The 15,695-nt window shown below is 42.3% G+C and carries 21 protein-coding genes; 12 read left to right on the forward strand and 9 right to left on the reverse strand.

Features of this window, described 5'->3' with window-relative positions:
• Window positions 1–2: 2 nt before the first annotated feature.
• From ICN47_RS11550 to ICN47_RS11590, 9 genes are all read left to right on the forward strand, one after another.
• Complete coding sequence (locus ICN47_RS11550; protein ID WP_216220088.1) at window positions 3–971, forward strand: GTP-binding protein; 969 nt, start codon at window positions 3–5, stop codon at window positions 969–971.
• Between the two features lie 85 nt (window positions 972–1,056).
• Window positions 1,057–2,061, forward strand: coding sequence for a linear amide C-N hydrolase (locus tag ICN47_RS11555; RefSeq protein WP_216220089.1), 1,005 nt, complete (start codon window positions 1,057–1,059; stop codon window positions 2,059–2,061).
• Window positions 2,062–2,415: 354 nt separating this feature from the next.
• Window positions 2,416–2,775, forward strand: coding sequence for a DUF3302 domain-containing protein (locus tag ICN47_RS11560; RefSeq protein WP_216220090.1), 360 nt, complete (start codon window positions 2,416–2,418; stop codon window positions 2,773–2,775).
• A gap of 192 nt (window positions 2,776–2,967) precedes the next feature.
• Window positions 2,968–3,807: an efflux RND transporter periplasmic adaptor subunit gene (locus ICN47_RS11565; RefSeq protein WP_255539009.1), complete on the forward strand. Its 840-nt coding sequence runs from the start codon at window positions 2,968–2,970 to the stop codon at window positions 3,805–3,807.
• Window positions 3,807–5,270, forward strand: a complete 1,464-nt coding sequence (locus tag ICN47_RS11570; RefSeq protein WP_216220092.1) for an efflux transporter outer membrane subunit — start codon at window positions 3,807–3,809, stop codon at window positions 5,268–5,270. Before ICN47_RS11565 ends, ICN47_RS11570 begins: the two co-directional genes overlap by 1 nt.
• The gene (locus ICN47_RS11575; protein ID WP_216220093.1) at window positions 5,242–5,793 is read left to right on the forward strand and encodes an ion channel; all 552 of its coding nucleotides are present in this window, start codon (window positions 5,242–5,244) and stop codon (window positions 5,791–5,793) included. The genes ICN47_RS11570 and ICN47_RS11575 overlap by 29 nt, the downstream gene beginning before the upstream one ends.
• 105 nt (window positions 5,794–5,898) lie before the next feature.
• Complete coding sequence (locus tag ICN47_RS11580; protein ID WP_216220094.1) at window positions 5,899–6,717, forward strand: hypothetical protein; 819 nt, start codon at window positions 5,899–5,901, stop codon at window positions 6,715–6,717.
• A 236-nt stretch (window positions 6,718–6,953) separates the two neighbouring features.
• The gene (locus ICN47_RS11585; RefSeq protein ID WP_216220095.1) at window positions 6,954–8,081 is read left to right on the forward strand and encodes a choloylglycine hydrolase family protein; all 1,128 of its coding nucleotides are present in this window, start codon (window positions 6,954–6,956) and stop codon (window positions 8,079–8,081) included.
• A 111-nt stretch (window positions 8,082–8,192) separates the two neighbouring features.
• Window positions 8,193–9,407: a tyrosine-type recombinase/integrase gene (locus ICN47_RS11590; protein WP_216220096.1), complete on the forward strand. Its 1,215-nt coding sequence runs from the start codon at window positions 8,193–8,195 to the stop codon at window positions 9,405–9,407.
• Here ICN47_RS11590 and ICN47_RS11595 read toward each other — a convergent pair.
• The 9 genes from ICN47_RS11595 to ICN47_RS11635 all read right to left on the reverse strand — a co-directional run bounded on the left by ICN47_RS11595 (window position 9,404) and on the right by ICN47_RS11635 (window position 13,998).
• Window positions 9,404–9,952 carry a hypothetical protein gene (locus tag ICN47_RS11595; RefSeq protein ID WP_216220097.1) on the reverse strand — a complete coding sequence of 183 codons (549 nt, stop codon included), beginning with the start codon at window positions 9,950–9,952 and terminating at the stop codon, window positions 9,404–9,406. The genes ICN47_RS11590 and ICN47_RS11595 overlap by 4 nt on opposite strands.
• A 46-nt stretch (window positions 9,953–9,998) precedes the next feature.
• Window positions 9,999–10,163: a hypothetical protein gene (locus ICN47_RS11600; RefSeq protein ID WP_216220098.1), complete on the reverse strand. Its 165-nt coding sequence runs from the start codon at window positions 10,161–10,163 to the stop codon at window positions 9,999–10,001.
• A 30-nt stretch (window positions 10,164–10,193) separates the two neighbouring features.
• Window positions 10,194–10,712 (reverse strand): ATP-binding protein, encoded by a 519-nt coding sequence (locus tag ICN47_RS11605; RefSeq protein ID WP_216220099.1) that lies wholly within the window; start codon window positions 10,710–10,712, stop codon window positions 10,194–10,196.
• A 75-nt stretch (window positions 10,713–10,787) separates the two neighbouring features.
• Window positions 10,788–10,928: a hypothetical protein gene (locus tag ICN47_RS11610; RefSeq protein ID WP_216220100.1), complete on the reverse strand. Its 141-nt coding sequence runs from the start codon at window positions 10,926–10,928 to the stop codon at window positions 10,788–10,790.
• 27 nt (window positions 10,929–10,955) lie between these two features.
• Window positions 10,956–11,564, reverse strand: a complete 609-nt coding sequence (locus ICN47_RS11615) for a hypothetical protein (RefSeq protein WP_216220101.1) — start codon at window positions 11,562–11,564, stop codon at window positions 10,956–10,958.
• Window positions 11,565–11,946: 382 nt separating this feature from the next.
• Window positions 11,947–12,276 (reverse strand): hypothetical protein, encoded by a 330-nt coding sequence (locus ICN47_RS11620; RefSeq protein ID WP_216220102.1) that lies wholly within the window; start codon window positions 12,274–12,276, stop codon window positions 11,947–11,949.
• Entirely contained in the window at window positions 12,254–12,544 is a 291-nt protein-coding gene (locus ICN47_RS11625; protein WP_216220103.1) for a hypothetical protein, read from the reverse strand. The genes ICN47_RS11620 and ICN47_RS11625 overlap by 23 nt, the downstream gene beginning before the upstream one ends.
• A gap of 112 nt (window positions 12,545–12,656) precedes the next feature.
• A complete protein-coding gene (locus tag ICN47_RS11630; RefSeq protein WP_216220104.1) occupies window positions 12,657–13,223 on the reverse strand; it encodes a site-specific integrase in 567 nt (188 codons plus the stop codon).
• A 241-nt stretch (window positions 13,224–13,464) separates the two neighbouring features.
• Window positions 13,465–13,998 (reverse strand): hypothetical protein, encoded by a 534-nt coding sequence (locus ICN47_RS11635; RefSeq protein ID WP_216220105.1) that lies wholly within the window; start codon window positions 13,996–13,998, stop codon window positions 13,465–13,467.
• A 335-nt stretch (window positions 13,999–14,333) separates the two neighbouring features.
• On the opposite strand from ICN47_RS11635, the gene ICN47_RS11640 reads away from it, so the two are divergent.
• The 3 genes from ICN47_RS11640 (at window position 14,334) to ICN47_RS11650 (ending at window position 15,392) form a co-directional block, all read left to right on the forward strand.
• Entirely contained in the window at window positions 14,334–14,774 is a 441-nt protein-coding gene (locus ICN47_RS11640) for a DUF6641 family protein (RefSeq protein ID WP_216220106.1), read from the forward strand.
• 283 nt (window positions 14,775–15,057) lie between these two features.
• Window positions 15,058–15,204: a hypothetical protein gene (locus tag ICN47_RS11645; RefSeq protein WP_216220107.1), complete on the forward strand. Its 147-nt coding sequence runs from the start codon at window positions 15,058–15,060 to the stop codon at window positions 15,202–15,204.
• A 2-nt stretch (window positions 15,205–15,206) separates the two neighbouring features.
• Window positions 15,207–15,392, forward strand: a complete 186-nt coding sequence (locus tag ICN47_RS11650; RefSeq protein ID WP_216220108.1) for a hypothetical protein — start codon at window positions 15,207–15,209, stop codon at window positions 15,390–15,392.
• The last annotated feature ends 303 nt before the right edge of the window (window positions 15,393–15,695 follow it).

Genomic DNA, 15,695 nt, shown 5'->3' on the forward strand with positions numbered 1-15,695 from the left:
TAATGACTGAGAATAAAGGCAATACTACAGTGGTATCCGCAATCCCAATCATTTTGATTGCGGGCTATCTTGGATCTGGCAAAACTACATTTCTTAATCGCCTACTCTCCGAAGCCCAAGGCCAAAGGCTGGCTATTTTAGTTAATGATTTTGGCGCTATAAATATCGATGCTAATCTAATCGATGGGGCTGTTGATGGGGTAATTGCATTACAAAACGGTTGCATTTGCTGTTCTATTGCTTCAGGTTTACAAGGTGCAATCTTCAAAGTTTTAAAACGTGAGCAACGTCCAGATGCCATCATCATCGAAGCTTCTGGCGCATCCAATCCAGGTGAAGTTCTAAGAATCTTAAGTGACAGCGCAATGCAAGACTATGCTGCTCTTGAAATAGTTGTTACTTTGTTAGATTGCGAAAGATTGCCCACTTACACACCAGAAGAATTAAAGCTAATTAAGTTGCAACTAGCTTATTCTAATATTGTTTTTTTATCTAAGTCTCTCTCATTGTCTGGGGATGCACAAGTTGCAGCAGAGGGTTTTGTGAGTAGCGTTAATCCGAGAGTGCTGCTATTCAACGAGTTATCTAGCCAAATTAATCTTGAATTTCTTTTGGGAGCAAGCACTAGGACACTTGGTCAGCAAGGTAATAGTTTAATTTCAGATGGGCTGCAAATGCAGGTTCCTAAGGCGGAAGAGCTCTTTCGTAGTTGGATCTATGAATCGGCGAGCCCCACTACGGAGGCAGAATTTCAAAAACTATTAAACGAGCTACCATCTGAAACCGTTCGAGGTAAAGGCTTTCTGTATTTGAAAGAATATCCAGATTCAAAATTTGTCTTTCAACTCGTAGGTAAAAATGCAAAAGTAGAGCCAGCTGGCAACTGGGGTATGCAAATGCCACATAGCAAGATTGTTTTTATTGCCCTACAGAATAGCAATGCCCCAACAATAGTTGAAGCTTATAATTAGCTTTATCTTAAACAGCCATTAAATACCCAATATTTTGACTAAAACTTTGATTTTTCTTGGCTCTAAACCTATATAGGAGATTCGCATGTGTACAAGAGTTACTTACCTTGGTGACAATAATTTAGTTGTAACTGGCCGCTCAATGGATTGGGGTGAAGATATGCAGAGCGATCTATGGGTATTCCCAGCAGGTATGGCTCGCAATGGTGCTTGTGGCGCAGGTTCGCTGGAATGGACTTCAAAATATGGCAGCCTGATTGTTTCTGGTTACAACATCGGAACGGCGGATGGGGTTAACGAAAAAGGGCTGGTTGGTAATTTACTCTATCTGGCGGAATCTGATTACGGGACGTTGAATGGTAAGGCCCCCGTCTCTATTACCTTATGGGCTCAATATGCATTAGATAACTATGCAACTGTTGCCGAGGCCGTTGCTGGACTGGAGCTAGAGCCATTTAGAGTTAAATCCCCAGTCTTGCCTAATGGCCGTGCAGCGAGCTTGCACTTGTCGCTGTCTGATCCAAGTGGCGACTCTGCAATTTTAGAATACATTGAGGGAAAATTGACCATTCATCATGGTAGAGAATACCAAGTGATGACCAACTCCCCCGTCTTTGATCAGCAGCTTGCTCTCAATGCATATTGGAAGACCATAGGCGGCAATGAGTTCTTGCCTGGAACAATTAGCGCAGCAGATCGCTTTGCTAGAGCTTCTTATTTTGTAGGAGTCGTGCCAAAGTCTATAGATAAGAACTACATCTCTGCCGTCCCAGAACAAAAAATGCAATATCAAGCCGTTGCTTCTGTTATGGGAATCATGAGAAGTGCAAGTACTCCCTTGGGTATCACCACCCCAGGCAAGCCTAATGTCTCATCTACTATTTGGCGCACAGTTACAGATCACCAAAATATGATTTATTACTTTGACTCTGCTACGACACCTAATGCTTTCTGGGTTGATTTAAAGGATGTGGACCTTTCTAAAGGCGCGCCAGTTAAGAAGTTGCCTATTGCAGGCGGTAAATATTACGCAGGCAATGCGGCAAGTTTGTTTGTCCCTACAGAGCCATTTGTATTTGGAACCGCATAATTATTGACTTGCAGGCATTAATTAATAAACCACGAATGCAATTAATTTAGATTGATAAAAAAGGTATGCCCCCACATTTTTTGTGGGGGCTATTGCTGTGAATTTATCTAACCCACTACCGTGAAGAATAAATTGTTTAAAACCCAAATACAACGGACTGCATTATTAATGCTTCCATATCCCTTAATTGTCACATTAATGTCGATTGATAGGCTTTTAGATAGCAATCAAAGTCTGAGTCTGTCATTTTGCTTTTACCTAGTCGCCACTCTCGTTGCCGGAGTGTTAACTTTTACCGATCTAGGGAAAAGAATCGAAAGCCGCCTGCAACTTCGCAAAAGAAAGTTTGATTAGATGCAAGATTTTGATATCACCTTTTGGGATTTGGTCACCTTTATTACTTTGGGGTTAGTTGGCTTTATTTTGTTAACAATCGTACTGTTACTAGCAAGTATTCCAGGGCGAATTGCAAGTGCACGTAATCACCCTGATACAGAAGCCATAAAACTCATGGGTCTTTTGGGGTTGGTGGCAATTGTTCCTTGGTTAAAGGCATTTATGTGGGCATTTAACCCCAGTAGCATAGTAGATATCCGACGCTTTCCAAAAGAGGAGCAGGCTGCAATCAAGGCAGAAAATTCTGAGCTCAAAAAAGAAGAAGGAAGTATTTTTACTCAAACATCTTCTTCTCACAGCGAATTAAATAAGAGTTGAGATAGAAATATGTTATTGGGCTTCGTAATTATCTTTGCTGATATTTTTGTTTCTTGGTTGGTATTTGTACGCTTAAAGTGGTTGAAATTTACAAAGATATGGGCTGTATTGTTAGCCATATCATATATACATTTATATTTAATTTTTTTTGTTGGTCTACGTTTTATGACGCCTTATTCAACAGAGGCTAATATGATTCAACAAACCATTCAAATTACTCCGCGATTGCCGGAGCCTACTTTAGTTACTGATGTGCTCGTTCAGGCCAATACCCATGTAAAAAAAGGGCAGGCTCTATTTCAAATGGATAAACGCCCTTATCAGGAAAAGCTTGATCAGGCTATAGCTCAACATGCAAAAGCAATGGGCTTAATGAATTACGCTTTGTACCAATTAAAGTTATCTAAGGATTTGGTGAGAAAGGGCGCCGGCCCACAAGAAGATGTTCAGAAGTGGGAATCTCAGTTGGTGGCTGAAGAGGCAACTATCAAACTTGCAGAAGTGGAGAAATCTCAAGCTCAATTTTATTTGGATAACACCCTTATTACAGCACCAGAGGATGGATACTTAATCAATATTCAAGTTCGTCCAGGCACTCTTGCTGGAGATTATCGTATTGGTGCCATTGCCTCATTTATTTGTGATGCTGACCGTTTTTTGCTGGCTGATTTCTTTCAAGAGAATCTAAAGTATGTAAAACCAGGTCAAGAGGTAGAAGTGGCATTTAATTTATATCCTGGTCAAATCTTTAAAGGAAAGGTGGAATCAGTATGGATGGGAAGTAGAGAAGGCCAATTGTTACCCAGCGGCTATTTGCCAACATTTAACTATAAGTCGCCCGATCGTCCAAGAAATCAATTTGGTGTGGCTATTAAGATGAATGACTCAGATCAGGGTAAGTTTCCGATTGGGGCACAAGCTAGAGCAGCAATTTATACGCATCCTGCTAGCCCGATCTCAGCAATGCGGAAAGTGGATATTCGGTCTTACTCTTGGTCAAATTTTCTATACCCATTCTCTTTGTTTGAGTGATGCGTTTAAAGATCATTGGCACTATTGCTGCCTGCCTAGTGCTTGATGGTTGTGCCCTTGCGCCAAAGCCAACCCAAGATGAAATCATTAAAAATGCATTACCTGCCGATACAAAAATTCCAAGCGTTTGGAAGTCTTCTGAAAGCCAACAATTCCCTAAAGGATTTGTGGCAAATGATTGGCTGAAGTCTCTGAATGACCCTACGTTAGAGGCCATAGTACTCGAAGCAATTAAATATAACCCTGATTTAGTTATTGCTGCAGAGCGAGTCAGAGTAGCCCAGCAAAGTGTAGTTGTAGTGGGTGCGGCCTTATTACCAAGTATTGGTGCTGTGGGTGGAGGCAGAACTATTACAAGCGAGGGCGTGAGTGGCCTATCAAATTCAAAAATGGCCTATATTGGTGCGGCCTGGGAAATTGATGTTTGGGGCAGGTTTCGGTCTGAGCGGGCGGCAGCTTCTGAAGCATTTGAAGCTACTGCAATGGAGTATGCAAATGCCCGCCAATCTTTGGCTGCGACAGTTGCTAGAGCGTGGTACACAGCAATTGAAGCACATCGCCTCGTGCTACTTTCTCAGCAGAGGGTCAAAATTTACGGCGATTTACTCAACTTAGTAGAGGTTCGGGTTAAAGCTGGAAAAGATACAGAATTAGATTTGATGGTGATGAGGGCAAATGTTGACTCCGCACAAGCTGCTTTAGATGCAGCAGAAGATGCCTACTCTCAAATTCGTCGATCATTAGAGTTGCTACTTGGAAGGTATCCTGCCGCTGAAATTGCAGTCGCCAAGGAATTTCCTGAGTTAACGCCCCTACCCAATACTGGCGCTCCTGCGGAACTATTGAATCGACGCCCAGACGTCATTGCCGCAGAAAAAAGGGTTCTAGCCTCATTTAGACGGTCTCAAGCTACCAAGTTGGCGCTTTTACCTTCATTCCGCTTAACTTTTTTGGGTGGCGATATAGCGGATCCAGCACTCGCATTATTGAAATTAAATCCTTGGTTGGCAACAGGAGCATTAGGTGCTTTCTTGCCAATTTATGAGGGTGGTGCACTAAGAGCGCAAATCGAAATTGCCTCCGCCCAACAATCAACAGAAGTAGCCCGCTACGGAAGTGCTGTTCTTAAAGCATTTAGCGAAGTTGAGGGCGCACTTTATAACGAACAATACCTCATGAAAAGGGTATCAAGTACGCGTAAAGCTGCTTTAAATCGTGCTACTGCCGTCGATATTGCCACCATTCAGTACAAGGTTGGTAAGCGTGATCTTTTATGGGTTGCGAACCTTCAAAATGCCCAACTTACTACTGATTCAGAGCTCATTAGGGATAACGCACTACTGCGTTTAAATCGGATTGCCTTGTTAAGTTCGCTAGGGGGTGGGTACGATTCAAATCCATCAATAGACGTTTCTTCATTAGAGTTTCTCTTGGATGGCGATTCAAAGCCACTTTCACAATAATTTAGGTCTTAGTGAATTTACATTTATGACAAATTTCCAAAACCCATTAACTCTTATTGCTTTCTACTTTGAAAATATTTTCCAATTTAATGTGGTTGTTTTTGTATTAACGTCAATCGCCATATTTGCACTTCATGGATTTACTATTCTTCTTATTACGGAAAAGTATGAATATTTTTTACATAACAATTCAATCAGCTTAAGGTCAAGGGTTAGCTTTATTCCATATACGTTGACAATGCTTGTAATAATGTCTACTCATCTAATAGATTTGCTTTATTTGGCTTACATGCTAGATGGTATGAATGTCTTTTCTGATCATTTAACTTCTTTTTATTTTGCCGGTGAAATGTACACCACCCTAGGATATGGAAGCTATCAACTTGCTCCCGAATGGCGCTGCCTACCTTTTATTATTGGCTTTACTGGACTCTTCTCAGCCTCAATCTCGGGCGCCGGTCTTTTTACAATGCTCCAAGATTTAGGAAGCGTGAGGTCTAAAGCTAATTCCTATCAAAAATGAACATGAAGCCAAGAAAGTATTAGCAAATCATATTTTGGTGTCTTAAATTACAAACCAGTTAATGAAGATGTCGCCTAAGTTATTAATTATTCTGGAATAAATAAGATGTTGAAAAAAACTACCCTATCCCCGTTTCAGAGGGCTATTTTCTTGGTGATTGGTATCTTCAATAGCGCTGCAATTGCGCAAACATCTCAGAGCACAATGAGCGATGAGGCTAAGTCAGCTCAAAAGATGCAAAATGTGTTGTATCCACAGATTCAGTTACCGGTTACATACAACTACAACCAAAAGTTGGGTGCAAATAATTTATCCCAACAAAATCAATATGGCTTTAACCCGATCATCCCAGTAGCGCTTGGAAGTGATTTGCAGTTGATCGTAAATCCCATGCTAACTCTAAATCACAATACCAATGATCAGCAAGTTACTAATCAAGCTCAACCATTACAGTTAGCTACATATTTTGGGCCCGCATACGCAAAGTATTTTTATGCTGGTATTGGACCTTATTTTCAGCTGCCTGCAAATAATACAAATAATGGCTCTAAACAAACGGGGCTTGGGATTTCAGCGGGCGCCTACTTTACCCCAGACCATTGGGTCATCGGGGCTGTCGCTTATAACTCGTGGGGTGTTGGCAGCAATATGGCTGGGGGATCTGCCAATGTCTTCAATATTCAGCCTAGTATTTCCTATACAACAGATGCTGCCTGGACCTATAACTTAGGTAGTCAGATTACTTATAACTATGACGCAAAGGCAGCCACTAACCAGCTTACTTTGAGTGGCGGAAAAACTGTCAATCTCTTTGGTTACCATACTCAAGTACAAGCTGGTCCAACCTATATGATTACAACTACACCTACAAGTGCTAAAGGGTTTGGTGGATACCTAGGTTTGACTGTGCTTCTTCCAAAATAAGGGAGTACTTTATTGGATATGACATCTCCTTACTCCTTAATGATTTATCGAATTTAAATAATGCGTATTAGCGCTCATTCATAACTGACTAATCACAATGCCAAAAAATAAGATAAAGCTCACTACAAATACAGATACTTTAAATGTTGTATTGCGTTTACCTGCCGCTAATATTTATATTTACATATGAATATTAGTATTTTGATGATCAACTTAAGCCACCCAGAAAGATGACTATGAAACAAACTATGATTAATAAAGTGGTAGCCGCTTCAGTTTCAGCTGCCCTAGTATTTTCCCCATTAATAAGTGATGCCTGTACCGCCGTCAATATAGTTGCAAAAGATGGATCGGTAGTTGCGGGAAGAACCATGGAATGGGCTTTTGATATGAAGTGGCAGCTCACGGCAAACCCCAAAGGCATGCCTATTTCCCTTAGCGCACCAGCATCACTAAAGCTGCCTATAACAAGCCTATCGAGTAAGTATGCTTTTGTCGCAATTGCGCCTGGAGTATTAGCAGGGCCTCCTGCATATTTAGAGGGTCAAAATGAGGCTGGCCTTGGTATTAGCGGAAATTTTTTACCTGGCTTTACTCAATATCAAACCGTTACTCCGCAAGATAAGAATTACGTTTCTATCTTGAACTTAGGGGGCTTCATTTTAGGCATGTTTGGCTCGGTTAAGGAGCTGCGAAGTGAGCTGCCAAAATATAAAGTATGGTTTGACCCAAGCGAAGTCAAGGGATTGCCAACCCCACCTTGGTTACACCTTGTCTTAACGGATCGTAGTGGTGACAGTATTGTGGTGGAGTTTGTTAAGGGTCAAATGATGATCCATAACAACGTTGCGGGAGTCTTAACTAACGCCCCAACGTATGACTGGCATCTTAATAATGTGCGCAACTATCTATCGCTTACATCCACAGCAACGTCATCGGTAACGGTAGATAACATCAACGTAACTGAACTAGGGCAGGGCGGTGGTTTAATGGGTTTACCAGCAGATTACACCCCACCATCACGTTTTGTCAGAGCAACTTATCTCAAGCATTTTACCTATCAGCCAAGCAATAGCGTTGAAGCTATGCAGGCTGCTGACCATGTGCTCAATAACGTTGATATCCCAGTTGGCGTCGCTCGATCCTCAGATGGTAAACAGGTATTTTCTGATTACACGCAGTGGGTCAATATCAAAGACTTAAAAAATAACCGTATGAAAATTGCAAACTATGCAAATCGTACAAACTTCGTAGAAATTGACTTGAACCAGGTGTTTAAATCTGGAAAGTCAAAGACATGGCTAATTGATAAGCTTCCATACCCGCAAAATGATTTAACTGCGGAACTCTTGAAATCAGAATGATAAAAGCTACCCTTCGGGGTGGTTTTTTTGTCGGTTTTCCCGACAAACATAGTGGTCGCCCATTTCTAAATCTGAAACTAAACTACAAGTGTCGCGAAACGTGACACTTAAATGCAAAATCTTAACCAGCTTTTCGCAAGATCTAGTACATCCCAATCTGCTGATGTAATTCGCCTCCACCGAGGTTTAGTAAGTCTCTTTAAGCGATCAGGCAGCAATCAATGGCAATGCCGCTTTAAGCTGCCCAATGATCAATGGCATTCCATGAGCACGGGGCAAGCAGATATTGAGGAGGCCAAGCAAGAAGCTGTGGCGCTTTATGAGCGGGTCATGGCTAAGATTAGTCAGGAATTAAGTCTCAAATCCAAGTCATTTAAGCAGTTAGCAGAAGAAGATCTCGTGGCAATGGATATTGCCAATAAAGAAGGTAATGGAAAAGCTACCTTTAAGGATTACAAGTTTGTTCTCAATAAATACCTCATCCCATTTTTTGGAAAATGCCAATTAAAGGAAATCACTCCCGAGCTGGTTAAGGATTTTGAATCTTGGCGCTTATCCCAGATGGGTAGGGATCCGCAGGCAAGTACTAAGCGTACCCATGCTACGACCTATAACCGGGTAGTCGCTCTAGCAAGAGAGCAAAATTTAATCGCCGATACTTATCGGGTGCCTTTATTAGACCCTCATGGCTCCCCCAGTCAAGCAAGACCCGCTTTTAGTAAAGAGGAGATCGTTCAATTATTAGCCTATATGCCGAGCTGGGAAAAGGTCGGCAGATCATCGCGTACCAAGGAGATGAGACAGCTATGCCGCTCTTATGTGGAATTCTTACTCTATACAGGGGCTAGGCCTGGTACTGAGCTCAAGCCCATGCGCTGGAAGCATCTTCAATGGCATTGGATTGGGGATCAGCGGTATCTCAAGGTCTGGCTATCGGGTAAAACAGGGCCTAGGTACTTAATTGCCAAGCATTTGGTAGTTGATTGCTTGGAAAGATTAATTGCTTGGCACCAATTACCATATAAAGACCTTAATGCAGTGATTGAGGCTAGGTTAGATCGTCTGATATTTACTTTCCCAAGAGGGGTTCAGCCTTATAACTTTAATCCTCAGTTTGAGAATCTATTAAAGGAATCCAATTTACTTAAAGATGTAGCAGGGCGCAATCGTAGTCTTTATAGTCTACGCCATACTTATGCCACATTTGCACTAGCTGAAGGTATTGATATACACACCCTCGCTAGGCAAATGGGTACCTCCACTTTAATGATTGAGCGTCATTACTCAAAATTGACTCCGATGATGGCAGCCGCTAAGTTGGCTTAGATCTCAAATTTTCCAATATGCAATTCTTCGCATAAAAAACTTTCAATATCGGCCCTCAATTCAACTTGCGTATGTCCATCGATAATGTCAGAAATGAGCTGAGGAAAATCATCGCTTGATATGTGCTTTGAGTCAGATAATGCTTGATACCGATCTCTGGATTTGGTGTAGTAGTAAAGTGCCTCGTTAAATAAGGCTTCCATTTCATGAAGATCAAGTAAGGCGCTTAAAGCCGCACGAATGCATAAAGCTGAATTCTTATTCATGAGCCAGTAGATGGAGCAATCCTTATCTGCCAGGCTAGTAGCAATAAATTCGACATGCTTTAGATTGCCGATGACCATATAAGAGCGATTTGGACCTGTAAAGTTTAGATATCCATCCAGTAGTTTGATGGCATCAAGCTCTGAATCAATTGTCCCAATTGGTTTTGAATGCCCGCGTATATAGATCTGCTGTGAAGATGAGCTGATCTTCTGAAAGTATTCTTGATCTATTCCATGGTTTGGAGTGTCAAAAACAAAGACTGTTCTAGGGTAGCGCATATTAATTCCTTATAAGTACTAGCCACTAGGGCTAGTACCGGTGAAGTTAAGCAGCCATCAAAGGATTAATTGGCTCTGGTACAGGTGATATCTCAAGAACCCCGCCAGGATTGCTCGGCGGGTTACGAACAGATCTAACAAAATCCTCTAGGCGCTCCAATAACTTACGATTGCTAGAACTCACCTGCAATTGCGTTGTTAGAATCTTCATGAGTTGATCATCCGGCAGAGCAATACCTTCTTATTGCAAAATCCACTGAGCCCGGGAAAGCCAGTCTTTTGCTGTTACTGGAGGCACAGCCAAGCAATTACTACGATCACGTAAGGCAATGTCGACTTGATCGATGTAGTTCGTTGTAAAGATGAACTGGGTATGACCGATCATGTCATCGATTACATCTCTAAAAGCTATTGCTGCTTTGGGGGTGAAGTTAATTTCATTGGAAATAATGTAGTTGCGTTTTTGATCATTGATCGTAAACACTTGATAAAACATGGTGTGATCTTCAAAAGTCTGCATGACATCGTTGATGGAATTAAATTCCACTGCTTTAAGACGGGTAACTTCTGCCTTTTTACTTTCGATGGCATCAGGCAATAAATTGGCAATCGTGGTTTTGCCAGTTCCAACCCCGCCGTGAAGGATGAGGGGCTTTAAGTCGCGCTCGTTGATGTAGTCAGATAGCCTATTTTCAAGGGTTTGGCTGCCAATAACTACATCGTCGAGACGAGTTGGGGCGTATTTGAGTGCGAAGCTCATAGTAATTCCTTTCTGATTGGGTAAAAGCAGGGGTGAGCCAGTAAGTGCTACACCCCTGTCAAGACTTGCAAAGGCTTAAGCCATTTCTTTGAAGAAGGCTTGATTGGCTGCTTCAGTAATCGCCGCTTGCGCTGCGAGTTCTGCCTGGGCTTTGACATGCTCCTCGACCTTGTTGAGCAATTCTTGCGCGATCTTGCGTATCGCCTGCTCAATCATGGCGCCAGACGAACCCGGAACAACGCTTTAGACCTGCGTTTGACCGCTGGCTAACATCTTGCCAATTAACAAGGTGTACTCAGCAGAGTCGGCTGGGTGGGCTAAGGCAGTTTTAGGTACCAACGCTAAGGGGTGTTGTAGCTGGTTAACGAGTAATTGCTTAACCTCTGCTACTTTGTTATCAAGCTGACTACGCTTTTTGATAGTTTCATCAGTAATACCCTTGGTGCTGGCAACTTCCTCAACGCCGCCAACTTTAGCGACCCAGTCGGAAAAGTTGTCTACGGAAATTGCCTCTTTAGCTGCTACTCGTAATGCACGTGAGTATGCGCTTGCGCGGCGGCGCTCGGCATTAAACACGTATTTAACGAGCAAGGTCAGTACTGGAGTGCTGGTTTGTACTTTAATGCTGCGGGCTTCCAGGTTTGCTTTGATGCCTTCTAATACAACCTTCTCAGCAGGGCTGCCTTTAATCTCGTAATATATGCCAAGGCACTCTGAGAGGAGGGCATAAAGACCCTTGTTGGATTTGTCGTAAAAGTCACGTTGCCAAACTTGACGTCGATTTGCTAATGCATCTAGTTTTACCAATGTTGCACTGGCGATTTCATGCTTTTGATTTGCTGTGATTCTCATGGTGTTGCTCCTTCAAGTTTAAAAAAATACCAACACGTTTTAGCGAAAGTGCTGATGAAACTTTTTGTGTTGATGGAGCCACTGTATATTTTTGAGATTTTTCGAACAAATCACAGCGTTGTTTTATTTCCTTGACAGAAAAATAGGAAAAATCAAAGCCACATGAACAGGGGCTTAGCAGGCGATTTTATTTGTGAGAAAAAATCACCAAAAAACTTCGTTTGAAAATTCCATGCAAAAATTAAATGTGAAATTATTGTGAAAATTTTCAGTGAAGTGATTTCAATTTACTATTAATCTTAGGCAACTACTTCGCTCTGAAAATAAAAAAACCAGCCGGGTGATGGGCTGGTTGATTAGGGTCTAATAGCTGCTTAGCTACTTACTTTTTTCCGTAGGCAGCATCGTGGTCTGGCTCAATTAATAACACTCTAAGAAAATGATCCTCTCTAAAGCCAATTCCCCGAATTGATTTGCTAACCCGAAAGGAGTAGAGCGCATCGATACCCTTTGGGGCGGGGACACTATGAATCTTTTCCCATTTAAGACCTTTGTCACGATAAACCTGGTTCCAGGTCAGTTGCGTGATTTTCTCAAAAGTAGCAAAGGCCTTTTCTTGTTCGACTAACTCCAATGTCTCCCAAGCAGATTGAAAGACCGGACTATTGAGATCAAGCTCAACTAATGGCTCAGGCTTTACGTTTCGTGCCATGCGCTTTAGCCATTTTTAATTTAGAAAGATCAGTCGCTTTTGCCGGGGTTTTTTGTGCCCAAGCTAGAGCGGCTGATAAGTCCTTTTTAACGACAGGCGTATGCATCCAACGTTCATTATCAGGAATAACCGTGGCTGTACGAATTACCCAAACCCCTGGCTCAGGCGTTTCTACCAGTACTTGACGTCCTGCATGCTCTTTACCAAGCGAAATTTGTCCGCTTGATCCAATCGACTTAATAACCTGGTGATCTATGACTGCGCCCATGGCATTCTCCTATATTCATGCTGCATGATTGCATTATAGCATGATTTTATACAATCGGACTGATGTTTCACCATGACCCAACCCTGAGCAAAGCCCTTGAGCCCGAACTCACTTAGATCAATTCAACGGCCTGTCTCTTTTGCTCATCATTGACATCGATGTACCTTTGAGTCACCGCAATGGACCGATGGCCAGCTAATGAGGCTAAGATTCGTACACCAATGCCTTTATTAGCCAAAGTTGTGATGAAAAATTTCCTTCCCGAATGACTACTTCCGCCGCTAATGCCCACATTCTTATAAAGCTGATGAAACCACACACATAAGCCATTGGGGCTAAAACGTAATCGGTGATCGGTATGAAAGAAGGGGATATCAGCGCCTTTGGCATGTCTTGTTGTGAGGTAGTTGGCTAATTCCACCTGTAAACGCTGTGAAACAAAGACGGTTCGGGGATATTTGCCTTTGGTCTGCGCTGCCGATAGTCGAATCTCGTTTTTAATGGTGCCATCGGGGTTCACTACGTCCCCCATAGTTAAAGAAGCGATTTCGGCGACCCTTAGTCCTCCGAGAAAGCTGGTGAGAATAATTGCGCGATCACGCAAAGCGTATTTTTTGGTACTAACGTAGTCCAGAACTTGATCAAGTTCGGCCTGGGATAAGGTTTTTGCTTGTGCCATTTGGTTTTCCTGTCATAAATAAAATGTGCGTTTTAAGTATGTTTCCTTAACAGGAAAAGGTCGACCTCAGTTTGTTTACTAAGTGTCGTGTAACAAGACAAAAAGACCCTCCAAGAATCAATGACTTACAAATCGGGTTAAGAATATAGTTATTTTCTTAACCCGTATTTGCTTATAAGTATTTAGCAATATTTACTAAGATTTGTCGTCTTTAGACGACGACCTTAGCTAACACCCCAAATCACTGGATAGCGTACTTTTGTAAGTTCTCAAGTGCTTGCTTATGTCCCCCCGAAAATACGCCGTTTGTAGACGGTTTTTGAGGGGAATTTAGCTCTGATTGCGTTGTCGCTATCAGTGCTGGGGTGGGTTTGCCGGGAATTCTAGCAATACAGCTACGTATAGGCAGTTCCCAGTAATCATTTATTCCGTGCTCTGAATCTTTAATTTCAATATAAATTCTGCTGTAGTTCATATCCAAAGACGCATAGCCTTCAACTGCGCTTTTGATCCCAGCTTCATAGCGATATATCCAGCTCATTAAAACCCCGTCTTCATTTGTAGGGATGTTCTTGAGGCGATTGGCCATTTCCACATGCACTGTACTCTTTGGAAAGTGGAACCATGCTTCAACTTCCTCAAAATCTACTAAATACTTGGCATAAGGACTGGGGATCTCTAGTGTGCCGTTGTAGATAGCTTTGCGATATTGACCTTTGCCAAAGGTTGTTCCGCACATTTTGTTTTCCCATAAGCGGGCTGTGATTTCTTTCATTTTTAATCTCCTTGAATGTTGAAAGGAGTCGCGGTGTTGCTTGAGATGCAAGGAGTAGCAGAGACAAAAGATAGTTGCTGTTGCTTGAGTTGCTGTTCAGAGCTACTCATTTGTCCCAAATACAGCAACTAACTGCATCTCTTACTGCAACTTATTTCTTAATCGCATCTCAATGCAACTCATTACGCGACTCGTAAATATTTAGCCCTTGTTAATAAAAACCATATTTTTTATGTCCAAAATGAGCCGATTTGCTCGTGATCTAAAAAGAGGTCGACCAAAGCGCCTTATCGAAAACACACTTAATGAGCCCATTAACTACATAGGAGAATTAAATGAGCCAATTAAGTCATCTCAAGCTAGTCGCAGTCAAAAAGCCCCGCAACATGCCAGCAATCGTTATACGTAGGAATAAGCTGGGATCAAAACTGTGGGAACAGATCCAGTTAGCAAAGAGTCAGCTGGATGGAGCGCCATTTGTAGTCATGAAGTACAAGACTGTGAAAGATCGGGAAACAGGATTGCGTAAACAAGTCGAAGTGCCAAAGCGTATTAAGCCATGGTGGTTTCAGAATGAAGACGGAAAGGTCTGTGTTTCCGTGAAATATGGAAGCTGGACTATAGAGTTGGCCAAAGGTAAGCCTAGCGTTGAAGTAGCAAGTGGTGAGGCTTTAATTAAAGCCCTTGAATCAATTAAAGCGGCAGTAGAGGCGGGGGAGTTAGATGAGCAAATCGAGACTGCTAGTGCGGGACTAAGGGATGGGTTTAAAAGGTAGAGTTTAAAAAACAATGGCCTGCAATCTTCACCGCGGCCATTTGGCATCCTAAAAATATTTAGACGCACAAAGTCGCGCCTAAATATCTATATGAAAACATATCAACTAACCATCAAAATATATAACTCTGAAGTAACAACAATTATCTATGCTGCTAACGCAGAGCAAGCTAAGCTTATAGCACGCTGTTGGGGAGGAAAGATACTGCGTATTACAGAGATTTAGGGCGTAGTTGCGACTTTGTTTTTGAGGTAGAGGGATTATGGCCTTGCTAAATATCTATATGAAAAGATATAGGGCAACTGTGAATGCAGCAGGTATGTGGGTAGAAACCATTCTCTACGCTCAAAATCAAGCTCAAGCATATAAGTTATTTCAAGCCATCTTCGGCGCTAAAAACGTGCCGTATCAACCCCTGCAGATTGGTTAATTATGAGATTCGATGAAATAGCTCCAGTTAAGCCATTAAGCCCAGAGCAAGCTAGACTTAAGTCTATGAAAGATCGCGTTAAGCGAGATCAATCGGCTGTAAAGGCTGAGCGAGCTAGGCAGAAGATTAAGGCTGGGCGGGCGGCGTTGGGACAAGCTGCTGCGATGGAGGCGGTAACTTTGAAATAGCTCCACTTCTAATTATTTGATCAAGGGATTGTGGGTCTGAGATAGGGTTTGCTACCTGAGATTTTCTCGCTGGTGGATAAGGAGCCTTAGTTTGAGGGCTGTGGCGGCACAATGGTCTTCTGGGTGGAGAATTGGGATTATGTTTTTGGGGAGTAATTGGACCCTGTAAATAAATTTGTGTAAGTTCCTGCGGTCAATTAACCTTCATAGAAGGATAGCCACATGGAACACAACACAATGGATCGTAGTAAATTACAAGCCTTAGCCAACGAACTAGCCAAGGACCTCAAGACTCCAGAAGAT

The sequence above is a fragment of the Polynucleobacter sp. AP-Latsch-80-C2 genome, from assembly GCF_018882185.1.
Classification (GTDB): Bacteria; Pseudomonadota; Gammaproteobacteria; order Burkholderiales; family Burkholderiaceae; genus Polynucleobacter.